Source organism: Kastovskya adunca (assembly GCF_059505785.1).
The window spans coordinates 19760-35767 of sequence record NZ_JCACLG010000044.1 but is presented as its reverse complement, the minus strand read 5'-3'; the positions used below and the strand labels follow the sequence as shown (position 1 = coordinate 35767).

General features: G+C 48.5%; 17 protein-coding genes. 12 read left to right on the top strand and 5 right to left on the bottom strand.

What is annotated here, in order from left to right; all coding sequences use genetic code 11:
- Positions 1-127: 127 nt before the first annotated feature.
- Together AC5JR3_RS16805 and AC5JR3_RS16800 are read left to right on the top strand one after the other, a co-directional pair.
- Positions 128-2149 carry a PAS domain-containing hybrid sensor histidine kinase/response regulator gene (locus tag AC5JR3_RS16805; protein ID WP_495847697.1) on the top strand — a complete coding sequence of 674 codons (2022 nt, stop codon included), beginning with the start codon at positions 128-130 and terminating at the stop codon, positions 2147-2149.
- 2 nt (positions 2150-2151) lie between these two features.
- Complete coding sequence (locus AC5JR3_RS16800; RefSeq protein WP_495847696.1) at positions 2152-3489, top strand: sensor histidine kinase; 1338 nt, start codon at positions 2152-2154, stop codon at positions 3487-3489.
- A gap of 152 nt (positions 3490-3641) precedes the next feature.
- Here the strand turns inward: AC5JR3_RS16800 and AC5JR3_RS16795 are convergent, their stop codons facing one another.
- Positions 3642-3776: a hypothetical protein gene (locus AC5JR3_RS16795; RefSeq protein ID WP_495847695.1), complete on the bottom strand. Its 135-nt coding sequence runs from the start codon at positions 3774-3776 to the stop codon at positions 3642-3644.
- On the opposite strand from AC5JR3_RS16795, the gene AC5JR3_RS16790 reads away from it, so the two are divergent.
- The 6 genes from AC5JR3_RS16790 (at position 3721) to AC5JR3_RS16765 (ending at position 7946) form a co-directional block, all read left to right on the top strand.
- Positions 3721-4005 carry a substrate-binding domain-containing protein gene (locus tag AC5JR3_RS16790; RefSeq protein WP_495847700.1) on the top strand — a complete coding sequence of 95 codons (285 nt, stop codon included), beginning with the start codon at positions 3721-3723 and terminating at the stop codon, positions 4003-4005. The genes AC5JR3_RS16795 and AC5JR3_RS16790 overlap by 56 nt on opposite strands.
- 21 nt (positions 4006-4026) lie before the next feature.
- The gene (locus AC5JR3_RS16785) at positions 4027-4968 is read left to right on the top strand and encodes an alpha/beta fold hydrolase (protein ID WP_495847694.1); all 942 of its coding nucleotides are present in this window, start codon (positions 4027-4029) and stop codon (positions 4966-4968) included.
- 9 nt (positions 4969-4977) lie between these two features.
- Complete coding sequence (locus AC5JR3_RS16780) at positions 4978-5271, top strand: DUF2470 domain-containing protein (RefSeq protein ID WP_495847693.1); 294 nt, start codon at positions 4978-4980, stop codon at positions 5269-5271.
- Positions 5272-5549: 278 nt separating this feature from the next.
- Positions 5550-6017, top strand: a complete 468-nt coding sequence (locus AC5JR3_RS16775; protein ID WP_495847692.1) for a VOC family protein — start codon at positions 5550-5552, stop codon at positions 6015-6017.
- Positions 5986-6177, top strand: a complete 192-nt coding sequence (locus AC5JR3_RS16770) for a hypothetical protein (RefSeq protein WP_495847691.1) — start codon at positions 5986-5988, stop codon at positions 6175-6177. The genes AC5JR3_RS16775 and AC5JR3_RS16770 overlap by 32 nt, the downstream gene beginning before the upstream one ends.
- Positions 6178-6671: 494 nt before the next feature.
- Entirely contained in the window at positions 6672-7946 is a 1275-nt protein-coding gene (locus AC5JR3_RS16765) for an FAD-dependent oxidoreductase (protein ID WP_495847690.1), read from the top strand.
- 64 nt (positions 7947-8010) lie between these two features.
- Here the strand turns inward: AC5JR3_RS16765 and AC5JR3_RS16760 are convergent, their stop codons facing one another.
- The 4 genes from AC5JR3_RS16760 to AC5JR3_RS16745 form a co-directional block, all read right to left on the bottom strand.
- Positions 8011-9147 carry an ABC transporter ATP-binding protein gene (locus AC5JR3_RS16760; RefSeq protein WP_495847689.1) on the bottom strand — a complete coding sequence of 379 codons (1137 nt, stop codon included), beginning with the start codon at positions 9145-9147 and terminating at the stop codon, positions 8011-8013.
- A gap of 210 nt (positions 9148-9357) precedes the next feature.
- Positions 9358-10227, bottom strand: coding sequence for a carbohydrate ABC transporter permease (locus tag AC5JR3_RS16755; protein WP_495847688.1), 870 nt, complete (start codon positions 10225-10227; stop codon positions 9358-9360).
- A 39-nt stretch (positions 10228-10266) separates the two neighbouring features.
- The gene (locus tag AC5JR3_RS16750) at positions 10267-11187 is read right to left on the bottom strand and encodes a carbohydrate ABC transporter permease (RefSeq protein WP_495847687.1); all 921 of its coding nucleotides are present in this window, start codon (positions 11185-11187) and stop codon (positions 10267-10269) included.
- A 25-nt stretch (positions 11188-11212) separates the two neighbouring features.
- Entirely contained in the window at positions 11213-12607 is a 1395-nt protein-coding gene (locus tag AC5JR3_RS16745; RefSeq protein ID WP_495847686.1) for an ABC transporter substrate-binding protein, read from the bottom strand.
- A 462-nt stretch (positions 12608-13069) separates the two neighbouring features.
- On the opposite strand from AC5JR3_RS16745, the gene AC5JR3_RS16740 reads away from it, so the two are divergent.
- The 4 genes from AC5JR3_RS16740 (at position 13070) to AC5JR3_RS16725 (ending at position 15987) form a co-directional block, all read left to right on the top strand.
- Positions 13070-13528, top strand: coding sequence for a GNAT family N-acetyltransferase (locus AC5JR3_RS16740; RefSeq protein WP_495847699.1), 459 nt, complete (start codon positions 13070-13072; stop codon positions 13526-13528).
- Between the two features lie 176 nt (positions 13529-13704).
- Positions 13705-14367 (top strand): TIGR00266 family protein, encoded by a 663-nt coding sequence (locus tag AC5JR3_RS16735; protein WP_495847685.1) that lies wholly within the window; start codon positions 13705-13707, stop codon positions 14365-14367.
- A gap of 29 nt (positions 14368-14396) precedes the next feature.
- Positions 14397-15074, top strand: coding sequence for a TIGR00266 family protein (locus tag AC5JR3_RS16730; protein ID WP_495847684.1), 678 nt, complete (start codon positions 14397-14399; stop codon positions 15072-15074).
- A gap of 217 nt (positions 15075-15291) precedes the next feature.
- Positions 15292-15987 carry a TIGR00266 family protein gene (locus tag AC5JR3_RS16725; protein ID WP_495847683.1) on the top strand — a complete coding sequence of 232 codons (696 nt, stop codon included), beginning with the start codon at positions 15292-15294 and terminating at the stop codon, positions 15985-15987.
- Positions 15988-16008 lie beyond the last annotated feature (21 nt).

Sequence of the window (16008 nt, the reverse complement as noted above, 5' to 3'; positions counted from 1 at the left end):
TAGATTGGCTTGATCCGGGCTGAAGCCCACGCGCTTTTAGCCGTGGGTTGCTTACAAGAGCCTGTTAGTTCAAAAAGATTTCAGGGAACCCTATAGTTGAGTCCTAGGATTGAGAAATGAGATAGCTATGCAACAATTCTCTGAAGAACAACTCCATCATCAATTTGAGAAGCTGACCGATTTCGTAGAAAACGGTGCGGTATGCCTCCACTGGGTTGGACCCGACGGCACTATCTTATGGGCAAACAAATCTGAATTAGAGTCGCTGGGCTACGCTCCAGAAGAATATGTGGGGCAACACATCGCTAAATTTCATGCCGACCAAAACACCATCAACGACATCCTCCGCCGCCTCATTGCCAACGAAATCCTGCACAATTACGAAGCCAAGATGGTGTGTAAGGATGGCTCAACTAAGTACGTTCTGATTGACTCCAGCGTCTACCGAGACGAGAACGGTCAGTTTATCCATACCCGCTGCTTCACCAGAGACAACACGGCACGCAAGCTAGCAGAAGAAGCCCTGCAACAAAAAACGCAGCAGCTAGAGCAAACCCTGCAAGTATTGCAACAGATCCAGTCTCAACTCGAACAGACAAACAAAGACTTGGAATACCGAGTTGAAGAACGAACGGCTGAACTGCAACAAGCTAAAGAAGTTGCTGACAGCGCCAACAAAGCCAAAAGTGAATTCCTGGCAAACATGAGCCACGAACTCCGCACGCCCTTGAATGGCATCCTGGGCTATGCTCAAATTCTGCTGCGTGACAGAACAGCGCATCCGAAACAAAAAGATGGCATTGGGATCATTCACCAGTGCGGTTCTCATCTCCTGACGCTGATTAACGACATCCTCGATCTTTCTAAAATTGAAGCCCGCAAGCTGGAATTCTCCTGCAAAAGCTTCCACCTTGCCTCTTTTCTCAATGGCATTGTGGAAATGTGCCGCATCAAAGCCGAACAAAAGGAAATCTGCTTCACCTACGAAACCCTTAACCATTTGCCCACTGCCGTTTGTGCCGACGAAAAGCGCCTGCGCCAAGTTCTGATTAACCTGCTGGGCAATGCGATCAAATTCACGGATCGAGGCAGCGTTACCTTCAAAGTTGGCATTATGGCAGAATCCCCCGCCATCGATGCCCAACAATCAGACCAATCCTCTAGCGCAACGGCGCAAAGCGCCCTTCAAAATCCCCAAGCCAAAATCCAGAAGATTCGCTTCCAAATCGAAGACACGGGTGTCGGCATGACCCCGGAACAAGTTCAGAATATCTTTATACCGTTTGAACAGGTTGGGGATAAAGAACGGATGGCAGAAGGAACGGGACTGGGATTGGCAATCAGCCTGCAAATCGTGCAAATGATGGGCAGTGAAATCAACGTCGAAAGTTGTCCCAGTCAAGGGAGTAAGTTTTGGTTTGACGTAGAACTGATAGAATCCGACGAGTGGGTTGAGCCAGACGTGGGTAAATCTGCCAACCATATCGTTGGATATGAAGGTGAGAAACAAAAAGTTTTGATCGTTGATGACCGTTGGGAAAATCGATCGGTGATTGTTAACCTGCTGGAACCGCTAGGATTTGAATTGCTGGAAGCAGTAAACGGGCAGGAAGGCTACGACAAAGCCATTGAGTGGCAACCTGAGTTGATTATCACCGATCTGGTAATGCCTGTTATGGCAGGGCTAGAGATGACGCAGCAGTTACGTTCTCTGCCGGAATTCCAAAACACTGCAATTATTGCCTCTTCTGCCAGCGTGTTTAACTTCGATCGCCAGCAAAGTCAGCAAGCAGGCTGCAACGATTTTCTTCCCAAACCTGTCCAATCTGACGAACTGATGGAGCAACTCCGTCAACACTTGAATCTATCGTGGATTTATGAGACGGATAACGCTCCGGCAAAACTTTCAGCCAATGCTGAGGCAAGTTTTTCATCGGGGATAATCAGTCCTCCTTTAGAGGAACTAGAAGCCCTGTACGCGGCTGCCCGCATTGGTGATATTGATAGCACTGAACAAGAAGCAAACCGACTGATGCAACTTAACGATCGCTACCGACTCTTTGCTCAACAATTGCTCCAGTTTGTTCAAGTAATGGATGACGAAGCCATTTTCAAATTTGTCAAGCAACACGTTGAACAATCCGTTTAGGCATGAGCATGAGTCCGCATCCAATGAGTCTGATTCTGATTGTGGATGATAATCCGAACAATACCAAAGTGCTGTTCGAGTTGCTGAAACAAGCAGGGTATCGAGTGTTAGTTGCCAAAAGTGGAGAAAGTGCGCTGGAGAGGCTGCAATCCGTCTCTCCAGACCTAATTCTGCTGGATGTCATGATGCCAGGAGTCGATGGGTTTGAAACCTGCCGTCGCTTGAAAGCCTCGCCAGCCACTCAAAATATCCCAACGATCTTCATGACCGCACTTTCCGACGCTACGGACAAGGTAAAAGGTCTATCGCTGGGAGCAGTGGATTACATTACCAAACCCTTCCAACAGGAAGAAGTGCTGGCTCGTGTCAATATTCACTTAAAGCTCTATCATCTCAACCGGGAACTCGAACAACGAGTGGCAGAACGAACTGCAGAGTTATCCATTGCATTGACCCAGCTCAAACAGTCACAACTGCTATTAGTGCATAGCGAAAAAATGTCGGCGCTAGGTCAACTGGTTGCTGGGATTGTCCACGAAATCAAAAATCCGATTAATTTTGTGCAGGGGAATATTGTCTATGTCGATGAATACATGCAGGCTGTCCTAAGCCTGCTTCAGGTCTATCAGCAACATTACCCTAACCCAGTGCCAGCAGTGCAAGAGAAAGCAGAAGGCATTGACCTCAGCTTTCTCCTGTCCGATCTGCCAAAAACGCTTTCCTCCATGAAATTAGGAACGGACAGAATTTACGAGATTGTGTTGAGCTTGCGGAATTTTTCGCGGCTTGATGAATCTGAATTGAAACTATGTGATATTCATGCAGGCATCGATAGTACGCTGCTGATTCTGCAACATCGCCTGAAAGCAAAGCCAGATCGTCCCGATATTAAAGCGATCAAGGAGTATGGTGCCCTACCGGAAGTTGAGTGTTATCCGGGACAACTGAATCAGGTGTTCATGAACTTGCTGGCGAATGCCATTGATGCACTAGAGGAGTCAATGGTGAGTTGTCCGTTATCAGAAGCCAGTCGGACAAAGGGCGATCGCCCCACAATTGGCATTCGCACAGAACTAATCGATGGCGATCGCGTCTGCATCCGCATTGCTGACAACGGACTGGGAATGACGGAGGAGGTGAAAGACCACTTGTTCGATCCTTTCTTCACAACCAAACCAGTTGGCAAAGGCACGGGTTTAGGTCTACCGATTAGCTATCAGATCATTGTCGAAAAACACAAGGGGCAGCTTGAGTGCATTTCAGCGCCCGGTCAAGGAACTGAGTTTGTCATTACTATTCCAGTTAGAGTTGCCACTCCAGCCATTCCTAAGATTGTATAGCACCCAATAACGTGATGCCGCTCAGTTCTCGGTGGGGATGTAATTGGAAGCTATCTGTGGGTTGAGATTGTGGGTATTGCCGTGGTTAGCACAGCGATTGGGGAAAAGTAGTCTCCACGCTGATTTGGAGATGAATACATTTGCTAGCCCTGTTACCGGAGCCGCTCGCTTAGGCACACTAATAAAAAATGAGGAACGAGGTTAATTGCCCTTGCCAACGCTCCGGTTGCCATTTCGGACTTTAAGGATTTAGCGAGCGATCGCATCAAAACGGTAGCAATTTCCACAAAACAACTAGACTCTGGCAGATACGCCGCGCAAATTTTGACCCACCTAGGGATCTTCCCCCAGATTCAGCGCAAAGCCCTGTGGGCAGATTTTGATGTCCGCGAAGTCCGCAAAGCCGTGGAGAGCAAAGAAGCGGATGTTGTGGTCATTCTGATTTCCCTCCTTAGTGAGAGGGGAATATCAGGGGGTAAGCGCTTACTAATAACAGCAGAGGCAATATTTACGTAAAAGTATTCTTTTATAACCACTATGACAACGAACTCTCCTACAACTCCATCAAAAGCGCCAGGAGCGAAGCCTGAGACACCGTTCTACACTTGGAAGGATTATCGCTGTGCTTACTCGCTCTACAGCCCAACTGATTCTGTAAAGGCTTCCGGCGTACCCTTGCTGTTGATTCATCCCATTGGTGTTGGCTTATCCAATGCGTTTTGGCAGCCATTTTGTGAGCAATGGTACCAGCAGGGACAGACGAACTTAATCTACAATCCCGACTTACTTGGATGTGGTGAAAGCGATAAGCCCCACGTTGCCTACGAGCCGCAAGATTGGGCGCAACAGTTACAGCACTTCTTGCAGACGGTGGTGAAGACTCCTGTGGTTGTGGTGGTGCAAGGAGCATTGTTACCTGTGGCGATCGCGCTGACTAATATGCAACAAGAGCCAAATTTAGTGCAGGGCTTAGTGCTAGCGGGCCCTCCGGCTTGGCAACTGATCACCACAGACACTCCTAAGTGGCGACAAAAAGCGATCTGGAATCTTTTGGATTCCCCCCTTGGTTCTGCCTTTTACCGTTACGCCCGTCGTCGTCAGTTTTTAAAATCTTTTTCTGAGCGCGAACTATTTGAGGATCAGGCTGACGTTGATCAGCAATGGCTAAATAGCTTGCAAGCTGGTGCAGAAGATCCCAGCACTCGCCATGCTGTGTTTTCATTCCTGGCTGGCTTCTGGCGAGACAATTATGAAAAAGCGATCGCCTCGATTACTCAACCCACATTAGTAGTCTTCGGAGAGGAAGCTTCCAGCATCAGTAGTCGGGGGAGTTCCGAAACCCCAAACGAACGCCTGGTGCAATACGTACAACATCTGCCCAATGGTGAAGGTAAGCAAATTTCCGGACGGAATGTTTTACCCTATGAATCCACCGCCGAATTTGTTAAGGTGGTTGCGGATTTTGTCGAGCAGTTGTGAACCTATCCTATGTCTGAGCAATTTTCTCCAGAAATCAGCGATCGCATCTGTAAGCACATGAACGAGGATCACGCGGAGGCGATCGCACTTTATGCCAAAGTTTATGGTGAGGCTTCTAGCACCACATCGGCAACAATGGAAAGCATTGATGCTGAGGGAATGAACCTCACCGCCCAAATCAACGGGAACTCAATCCCTCTTCGCATCAACTTTGACCATGTACTTGCAGATGCAGAAGATGCTCACCACACGTTAATTGCAATGGTGAAACAGGCACGGATGATGAAAAAGGATGAAGGATGAAAGGTGAAAGTCCATCAATAGCCTCATATCATGTCCGGCTGATTAATTATGATTTGTTAGGTTGGGTTAAGCGCAGCGCAACCTAACACCACGAAAAAGGATGAAGTGTGAAGGATGAAAGGTGAAAGTCCATCAATAGCCTCAAGCCCTTTTTTTTAATATGAGATAGAAGGGAAATATCTGATTATAGTAAGCCGTTTAGTCGCCGAACTATCAAGACATCCTAACTTCAAGCCCCTGAATTTATTTATATTTCATACTTCACACTTCAACAGAATATGGTATTTATCCCCCCGTCTCAAGCGATCGCCCTGACCCCAGGAATGTTACGCAGCGTTCACCACATTGCTTTGAATGTGAAAGACATGCAAGCTTCGCGTCACTTTTATGGGACAATTCTTGGTCTGCACGAACTGACAGGTGATGAGGTTCCAACAACGCTTGTTGAGTTAGTGGCAGCAGGGAAAGTCGCTAACTTTAAAACTCCCGACGGCACGATTCTAGACTTATTTTGGGAACCGGATTTAACGCCCCCTGACTCCGATCCTAGTCGTGGCTTTACCCGTGCTTACCATCTGGCTTTTGACATTGAGCCGCAGTTGTTTGACCAAGCGGTTGAGGTGCTGCGGCGTTGTGAAGTTCCCATTGCTGAAAGGCCTGTCACCCGTCCGACGGGGAGAGGGGTATATTGCTACGACCCGGATGGGTTTATAGTTGAGATTCGTTGCGATCCAATCTCAGCTTGAAGCTCAAGAAGAACTCACGGCGGAAGCAGAGAAACTGAAAATCCTCGAAGACCTCGCTCGCCAAAGCTTTGCTTTATTCCTAAAGATGAGCCGCGATCGCTACAGTACACGGAATTACTATTGTCGTGGCAAATACTTTTACCTTGCCCTAGGAATTTGAGATTGAAACAGTCGCGTTGTTCTTGGGTTCCGCGTTACTTGTTGGGGTGGGTTCTGTGTTTTCTCCCGGCGTTGCGAGCCAGCCAACTCGCTCCGGTAAAAGCACTGCGAAATACCTAGCGGTTGAGCGTCCTAATTCTGAAGATTCAGAATTTGTAGAGAACTAACGCCTCTACAAAAGTGACATATATAGCGACCCTCCAAATCGGGTTTAAGTATGGGAATACTGGAAGTATGGAGACCTCAACTCTGACTGAGCCAAGCAACTTCTTCGCGGTCAACCCTATGTTAGATGCCTTCAGATGAGAGGTTCTATTGTTTTCCTAAAAAAAGCCTGACGACTAAATAAAGTTCGCGGCTACGAACTAAGCCACCGTCTAAGTTAGCTACAACAAGGGAAAAAGTTCATTGCGGCTACCTTTGTCTTTGAAGAAAGTGCTCAATGATGGGCGGGGGAGGGGAGAATAATTTAGCGATCGCTAAATAGGTACTCCCATGGAAACAATCTCATCTTCCTCGTACCCTGATGCCTCGACGACCACCCCTGAGATTCAAAGTGTGCAGGAAACAAGCTGTGTTATTGTTGGTGGTGGCCCAGCAGGGGCTGTTTTAGCACTTCTATTGGCACGCCAGGGTATCCCTTGCATACTCCTAGAAGCCCATAAAGATTTTGATCGTGATTTTCGCGGCGATACACTTCACCCTTCGGTGATGGAAATCATGGAAGAAATCGGACTGGCGGAGCGCTTGCTACAGTTACGTCACGCTAAGGTTTCTCAGCTGACCTTTAGGACATCCGAAGGGGCGTTTACCTTGTTTGACTTCAGGCGCTTAAAGAGCAAGTATCCCTACCTAACGATGTTGCCCCAAGTGGATTTTCTGGAGATGATCATGGCGGAAGCGGCACAGTACCCCCATTTTCAGCTAGTGATGGGTGCGAATGTGCAGGAATTGATTGAAGAAGATGGGATAGTCCAAGGGGTGCGCTACCGGGAACAGAGTGGCTGGCATGAGATCCGCGCTCACCTAACGGTGGGTGCCGATGGACGATTCTCTCGTATCCGCCAACTGGCTGGGAAAGAGCCAGTCAAAACCTCGCCACCCATCGATGTTTTGTGGTTTCGTCTGCCTTGTCAGGAGGGCGATCCAGAAAAATCTATCGGCTCTACGATTGGCGGGCGCTTTTTGATTTTGCTCAAGCGCTTTGACCATTGGCAGGTTGGCTACTTCATCCCCAAGGGTAGCTATCAGGCATTGCGGCAAGCAGGTTTACAAGCCATGAAAGAATCGATTACCGAGGTGATGCCAGAGCTAGGCGAGGGCGCAAATAGCTGGCGTCAGCGCTTGGAATACCTGGAAAATTGGTCACAGGTGGCATTTCTGGCTATTGAATCTAGCCGCGTGAAGCGTTGGTATCAACCGGGATTGCTTTTAATTGGGGATGCGGCACATGTAATGTCACCGGTGGCTGGCGTAGGGATCAACTATGCGATCCAAGATGCGGTTGTTGCTGCCAATGTCTTGGCAGAACCCCTACGCTCAGGTCAGGTGCGGCTGAAAGATTTAGCCGCAATTCAGTGCCGCAGGGAAATACCGACGCGAATTATCCAAGGGTTCCAAGTCTTAATTCAGCGCCGGATTGTTGTTCCTGCTCTCGACTCAAAACAGGCTTTTAAGCCCCCCTTTTTCCTCCGAATCCCGTTTTTGCGTGACCTTCCGGCAAGGTTGATTGGTAAGGGGGTGTGGCAGGTTCATATCAATTCCTTGTAACTGTCGTCCTCAGATGCGATCGCACGGGACTCTAGTACATCTCCACAACCCTTGCTTTTTTGCCTTAAGCACCAGTTGTTCGCAAACCTAGGGATTCAGGACGAGTGGCTGGTTCTGTGATTTGTTGTGGCTGACCTTGGATGCGATCGCCTGTTCCCACATCAAACCAGTGAATCGACTCATCGGGAATGGAGAGGGTGACTTCTTCCCCTTCCCATGCTTGATTGATTGGCAACAAAGCGCGGAGCCTTGTGGACTCTGCCCCCTTTACCCGCACGCTGATTAAGTTCTGCATCCCCAAGTGTTCTACGAGGAAAATTCGACCTTGAACAGTTTGCCTCGCCCCTGGTTCTGCGAGGGAGACATCTTCTGGGCGAATGCCCATGATGATTTGCGACGGCATAGTTGGCAACTTCGGCAGCAAAATTGTGGAATCCCCTAAGACGGCGCGATCGCCTTTACAGTTCAGGGTGAGTAAATTCATTTGCGGACTCCCCACAAACCCCGCTACAAACTGATTTGCCGGACGCAGGTAAATGTTTTGTGGGGCATCAAGTTGTTGTAAGTTGCCATCCTGTAGCACCGCCACCTTTGTTGAGAGGGTCATCGCTTCCGTTTGGTCGTGGGTAACGTAGACCACAGGTGCCCGTTGAGATTCAAAAAGCTGTTTCAAATCCGCCCGCACTTGCTCTCGCAACAGGGCATCTAGGTTACTCAACGGTTCATCTAGCAAAAAGACATCCGGTTCACGCACCAGCGCCCGTCCTAGGGCAACCCGCTGCCGTTGACCCCCTGACATCTGACCGGGCTTGCGATCCATTAAGTTTTCCAGTCCCAGCTTGTTGGCAACATCCCCAACCCGCCGTTTGATTTCCTCAGACGGTATTTTTCGCAACTTCAAACCAGCGGCAATGTTTTCATATACCGTCATGTGGGGGTAGAGAGCATAGCTTTGGAACACCATGGCAATATTGCGTTTACCAGGGGCAACATGGCTAACATCGCGTCCATTAATCAGCACGTTGCCACGAGTTGGGGGTTCCAATCCTGCAATTAGTCGCAGAAGCGTTGATTTCCCGCATCCTGATGGCCCCAAAAGTGTCAAAAACTCCCCTTCATCCACATCAATACTGATGTCTTTGACGGGAATCACCTTCGGATTGTAAGTTTTGTTGAGATGATGTAGTTCAAGTTTAGCCATAGTTTTGATTGCTTATTGCCAGTGCGATTGATGGGTTAAATTTCGCTGTTATTGTTTGTGAAGTGGGATAATTTTCTCGAAAACAGTCTTCAGTTATTAAAAAGGCGATCGCGAATAATAAATGTATATTTCTTATCCCACAGAATTCACACTTTTTGCCTCGTTCTGCCGATATAACGTTAATAACTGAAAACTCAAGCATCAGCCAAATTATCCCTTAACAGCCCCAGCCGTTAAACCTTGGACAATCTTGCGCTGGAACAATAGCACCAGTACAACCAAGGGCAACGTTCCCACGACTGTAGCCGCCGCAATTGGGCCATAGGGAATTTCAAACACGGATGCCCCACTTAACTGCGCCGTGGCGACAGGGATAGTTTTCATCGATTCACGGGTAATAAATGTTAGGGCAAAAATAAACTCATTCCACGCCGCGATGAAGGTGAGAATCCCTGTTGTTACCAATGCCGGAAGCGTCATTGGCAGCACAATTCGTAGCAACATTTGCACAGTATTGTAGCCATCGACCCGCGCCGAATCTTCCAAATCTTTTGGCAGTTGTTGAAAGAAACTCCGCATCACTAGAATAGTCAGCGGTAAATTAATCGCCGTGTAAGGCAAAATTAGGGCGAGGTAATTGTTTCCCAAATCAGTCACTCTGACGACTTCTAAGAGTCCTAAAAACAGCAGGACAGCGGGAAACAACGTCACAATCAGAACCCCAGCCAGGACGAATCTCTCTCCCGGTAACCGCAGCCGCGCCAAGGCATAAGCCGCAGGTGCGCCTAACGCTAACGCTAGTAGTGTCGAAGTGATGGACACAAAAGCGCTATTCAAAATATATGAGGTAAACGGACGGCGGCCGAACAAAGATAGGTAGTGATCGAAGGTGAGCCGACGGGGGAAGTAAACAGAGGGAACGGCAGAGATATCTGCATTCACTTTGAATGAGGTTAACAACTGCCAGAGAACTGGCCCCGTGAAAAAGACCACAACCAAAAAGACAGAGAGGGGTAAAATAATTTTCCGCCAGTTGAAGCTTGACGATGCTTGTGCGGGTTGGTTTTGTGCAACAGCCATAGGTCAGTAATTCACTAGAAGACAATAAGGGGGAGAAAACTAACGCGCTCCAGCGGCATTGCTGCGAGACCTAGACAAGAAATAAGCCGCGATCGCCACAGCAGCAATCAGCAATAGAAAAGTCACCACCACTAGCGCCGCCCCATAGCCAAAGTCTAGGTAGCGCATCACGGTGCTGTAGATATAAAGGGAAACCGTTTCTGTCGCACCCCCAGGGCCACCGCCTGTCATTACCTGGATCAGGTCGAAAATCCCGAAGGCTTGAGCAAACCGGAACAACAGGGCAATCACAATTTGGGGCATCAACAGCGGTAAAGTGATCGTCCAAAAGCTCTGCCAGGGACTCGCCCCATCAATGGAATGCGCTTCATAGAGGTCGCTGGAAATTGATTGCAACCCCGCTAGTAACAAAATGGCGATAAACGGTGTTGTTTTCCAAACATCAGCTAAAACCACAGCAATCATTGCCAGTGTGGGATCTCCTAGCCAGGTAATACCCTGCTCAATTATTCCCAAGCGGCGCAGGATGTCGTTGACTACACCAAATTGATCGTTAAAAATCCATGCCCAAGCAAGTCCCATCAAGGCTGTAGGCAACGCCCAAGGAATGAGGGTAATTGTCCGGACAAGTCCCCGTCCTCGAAAGGATTGATTGAGTACCAGGGCAATACCCACCCCTAGGACTAATTCCAGCAAAACAGAGGCGGTGGTAAAGACAGTGGTGTTCCACATCGTTTGCCAGAAGCGCCCATCGCCCACCATCCGCACATAGTTGGACAAGCCAGAAAATTCTGTTTCCAACTGGGTGCCAAGATTTTGGGTGAAGAAACTTAACCAAAACGCCCGCCCAATGGGATAAGCAAATACCAGCAACAACACAATAATTGCTGGCAGTACCAGTAACCAGCCAGTTCGCTGTTCTCGTTCCCGAATTACGTCTTTTACCTGTGCAGTAGTCATCTGAAGTATGAAGGGTGAAGGATGATTAAGAGCGAATTGCTAGCTTTTGAGCCTCCACTGGGTTTTGTGAGGCTTGAGCGGGGGCTAATCTACCCAGTAAGTTGCGGGTTTCCGCCGCTGCCGCCTGCATGGCTCGTTCTGGAGTCATACTGCCTGTAAAAGCGGCACTGAGATAGCGCTGCAAGATATCAGAAGCTTGAGCATATTGAGCAATGGGAGGACGTAGAACCGATTGTTGCAATGCCTCTAACAGTGGCGGGAAATAGGGGTATTTGGCAACAATTGCTGGATCTGTAAACAGGTCTTTGTGACTGGGGAGCAAGCCAGTTTCTAGAACAAATCGCCGCATTGTCTCCTTACTAGTCATGTACTCAATGACACGCCATGCCTCATCAGGGTGAGCTGCGGTTAAGGATATTCCTAAACCCCAGCCGCCCAAGCAGGAACCGCCATTATTGCCCACGGAACTCACCATTGGTCGAATACCTACCTTGCCCCTGACATCTGAACCTTCTGCATTCGCTAGTCTCCAGACATAAGGCCAGTTGCGTAGAAAAACCGATTCACCACTTTGAAACAACAGGCGGGTTTCTTCTTCTCCGTAGGTAGTGACACCAGGAGGAGAGATACCACGGGTAATGGTGCTGCGTAAAAATTCCACTGCCTCGATTCCCTGAGGTTGATCGAGACCTACCTCCAGCGTGTCTGGGTTGACCCAGAAGCCGCCGAAGCCTTCGATTACCTCAACAAACATGGCAGATAGACCCTCGTACTGCCTGCCCTGCCAGAGGTAACCCCAATCAGTCTCTCCGGCGTCGGTATCTCCCGGCTTTTGCAAGTCTTGAATAATTTCGATCATCTCCCCAAAGGTTTCGGGGGGGTCGTAGCCACCTTGCTGCAAGAGGTCTGTGCGGTAGTAGAGTACTCCTGCATCTGAGGTTGTCGGCATCCGGTAGAGTTCGCCGTTGTAGCGCCCCCCCTCGATATTGTTCTCGACTAGTTCTGCGAGTTCTTCGGGGGGAACCCGGTCGCCGAGGGGTCTTAACCAACCAGCGGCGGCGAATTTTGGCACCCAGGCAATATCCAGGTTGAGAATGTCGTAGGGAGAGTCTCCCAGCAAAAAGGCGGAGGTGAGGAGGTTCTCTTGCAGGTTGCTATCAAAGGGCCCTTCTATAAGGTTGAGCCGAATGTCCCGATTTTGTTGTTGAAATTCCTCAAGAAGGGGTCTCCAGTTCGACAAGTCCTGACCTTGCATCAGCATTGTGATCACAACGGGTTGCTGAGTTAAGGCAGGTAATACCCAAAATTGGAAGACGAGGATTAAGGCAACAAGAATTCCTAAAATACGAGGAATTCCTAATTTTCTCAAAAGCTTTTTCAGGCGTCTTTGTGAGCTGCCTCTAGACTTATTAATTTTCATTTTGAATTGGGAAATTAATGCGAGCTGATGTCTCAATAACCCAGCGCGATCGCCAAGCCGAACGCCACTTGTTCGCCATCGTATTATTACTGATAGCTTTTTTTGGTAGGTTACTGCTTGCTTACAGGAATGAATGTAAACAAAGGCAAAGTAAATTCAGTTTCCTTAACATTTTCTTGGAGATTTTTAAATAAAAGTATTAAGCATCTATCCAGGGAAGGAAGTAATAATGGGGTAAATTTGTGAGTTGAAAGATTTAACGACTAACAATAAAAAAAATTGATAAGAGGCGATCGCTACAGATTTTTGTAAAGAGCGATCGCCATGTTAAACTCTGACTTAATACGAATGGCACTGATTTAAGCAAAACTTGCGGCTCAGATCCCCGACTTCTTCGAGAAGTCGGGGATCTAGATCCAGCTTATTTCAGCAATATTGCCTTAGCAAATTGAGATGAGTTGGTTGCAAATTCGCGAAGATGACCTGACAGGTAAAAAGATCGCTGACCTTCTCCGGGAACATCTCGAAAATATGCATGAGATTACCCCGCCCCAAAGCGTTCATGCTCTTGATTTAGAGGCATTGCGATCGCCCGATATTACATTCTGGACGGCTTGGGAGGGATCGGAGTTACTCGGATGCGGGGCACTGAAAGAACTAGATACAAGAAGCGGTGAAGTCAAATCAATGCGTACCGTCAAGGCTCACTGTCGTAGGGGTGTCGCCTCAAAGATTCTTGAACACATTATAAAAGAAGCCGAACGGCGTGCTTACGATTGCCTGAACTTGGAAACAGGGGCTGGTTCTGAGTTCGCCCCAGCACAAGCCTTGTACAGGCGGTATGGGTTCGAGTACCGAGACCCTTTTGCTGACTACACGGATGACCCGAACAGCGTATTTATGACGAAAAAGCTCGCTTGATTCGCTTGCTAGTGGGACATTTCACCTTCAATAATTAGTGCAACATCTATGTATTAATACCATTGGCGCGATCGCCTCAGGGTGCTTCTCGTTTCATTAAGATTTCTGGACACTGGAAAAACTCTTGCCAGACTAGTAGAGATTTTATACATCTCGTCGCCGCAGGAGATTGCGTAGTGAAGTATGACATCCGCTATAAGCCAGCCTTTAGTGCCATTTTCGTCACCTTGAACCCCGGTGAAAGCATCACCGCCGAGGCGGGTGCCATGACGAGTATGGATGCCCAAATTTCCATGAAAACGGAGTTCTCTGGGGGCTTGATTTCAGGACTCCTCAAAAACTTCTTTGGTGGAGAATCCCTCTTCGTCAACGTCTTCACCAACAACACCCAACGACCCCTGGATCTGGTACTCACTCAATCCACCATTGGGGATATTGCCCGAATCGACCTCAAAGAGGGCGAAATTTGCTTTCAACCCGGTGCCTACATTGCTCATACTCCAGGGGTAAAGATGGGCTTGCAGTGGGCAGGTTTCAATAGCTGGATATCCGGTGAAGGACTATTCAAATTGAGGCTTAGCGGTCGCGGTGAGGTCTTCTTTGGTGCCTATGGCGGATTGACGCCCAAAACCATCAATGGGGAGTTTATCGTCGATAGCGGTCACTTGGTTGCCTATGAGCCGGGAATTCAAATGAAAGTCGGACTAGCAGGCGGATTACTGGGTTCGATGAAATCGGGGGAAGGCTTAATCAACCGCCTTTCTGGACGAGGGCTAATTTACCTCCAGTCTCGCAGTGTTGAGGGCTTGGTGCGGTATCTCCGCCCAAAAATTCGTTAGGGATTAGACGAAGATAGGAGAGTTTTTTAATGAAAGTCGATATTTTACATCAACCGGATAGTGCGATCGCGCGGGTTGTGATGAATGCTGGAGACGAATTAGTCGCCGAAGCTGGCAGAATGATCGCCATGAGCGGCTCTATCAACGCCAGCACCACCCTTCGTCAGGGTAAAGGAGGCGGCATTCTGGGCGGACTGAAGCGGATGGTAGGAGGCGAGTCCTTGTTCATGAGCGTCTTTCGCTCTCCCACCAATGGCGGTGAGGTCTTCCTGGCACCGAAATTGATGGGCGATATTCTGCTGTATCCGATGACAGGAGTGGGTTTAGTCGTGCAGGCAAGCTCTTACCTCGGTAGTGCTTCCGGCGTGGATATTGACTTGGGATTTCAAGGATTCAAATCCTTCTTTTCCGGCGAACGCGTCTTTTGGTTAGACATCAGCGGCTACGGAGAGTTAATCCTCACCTCCTTCGGTGCCATTTACGAAATACCCATCAACGGCGAGTACATCGTTGACACAGGTCATATTGTCGCCTTTGAAAAAAGCTTATCCTTTGAGATTTCCAAAGCGGGTTCAAGTTGGGTGGGTGCCTTTTTAGGTGGGGAAGGACTAATTTGCCGCTTTAAAGGTCAAGGTCGAGTATTTTGCCAAACCCACAACCCCTCAGCCTTTGGGAAGCAAGTTGGCTCGCAACTACCACCAAGATAAGTGTGAAGTATGAAGTATGAAGTATGAAGGATGAAAAGAGTGCTGAGTGTTGAGTAGGGGAGAAAGTATGAAGTACGAAGTATGAAAGAGCTTACTGGTTCACCTCATCCCCTCATCCCCTCATCCCTTCATCCCCTCTCTTCTTTCCAACCTCCGTGTCCTCTGTGCCTCTGCGGTTTATTAAATTCCTCATCCCTCCTACTCAGTACTGACAACCATGAATGAAATTGCATACGAACTGGAACATTCCCCGGCTTACACCTCTGTGCGGCTTGATTTGAAAGCGAATCAATCGGTGTTAGTGGAATCAGGGGCGATGGCGGCGATGGACTCCTGGATTAACATCAAATCTAATATGCGCGGGGGGTTGATGAAGGGTTTGGGTCGCCTAGTGAGCGGGGAATCCTTATTTATCAGCGAGTTTACGGCTCAAGGGAAAGCTGGGCAACTATATCTTTCTCCTGGCATTCCTGGTGATGTTCAGCACTACCGCCTCAATGGCAACGCTTTGATGGTGCAGTCGTCGGGGTTTGTTGCCGCTAGTCCCACTGTTGAACTGGATACCAAGTTTCAAGGTGTCAAAAAAGGTTTCTTTAGCGGTGAGTCTTTATTTCTCCTACGGGCGACGGGTCAAGGGGATATTTGGTTTAGTTCCTACGGGGCAATTCTGGAGATTCCGGTAGCGGGTGATTATGTGGTGGACACGGGTTACATCGTGGCGTTTGAAGATACCTTGAACTACAACGTTGAGATGTTGGGGGGCTTGTCGTTTAAGGGTCTGAGAACGGGGATTTTAGGGGGTGAAGGATTAGTTTGTCGCTTTAAAGGGCAAGGTCGCTTGTGGATTCAGTCTCGCGAACTTTATACGCTAGTTAATTTCCTAAATCCGTTTCGTCCGACTAAGAGTGATTAAGCTGAAGTTATAACTGCACAA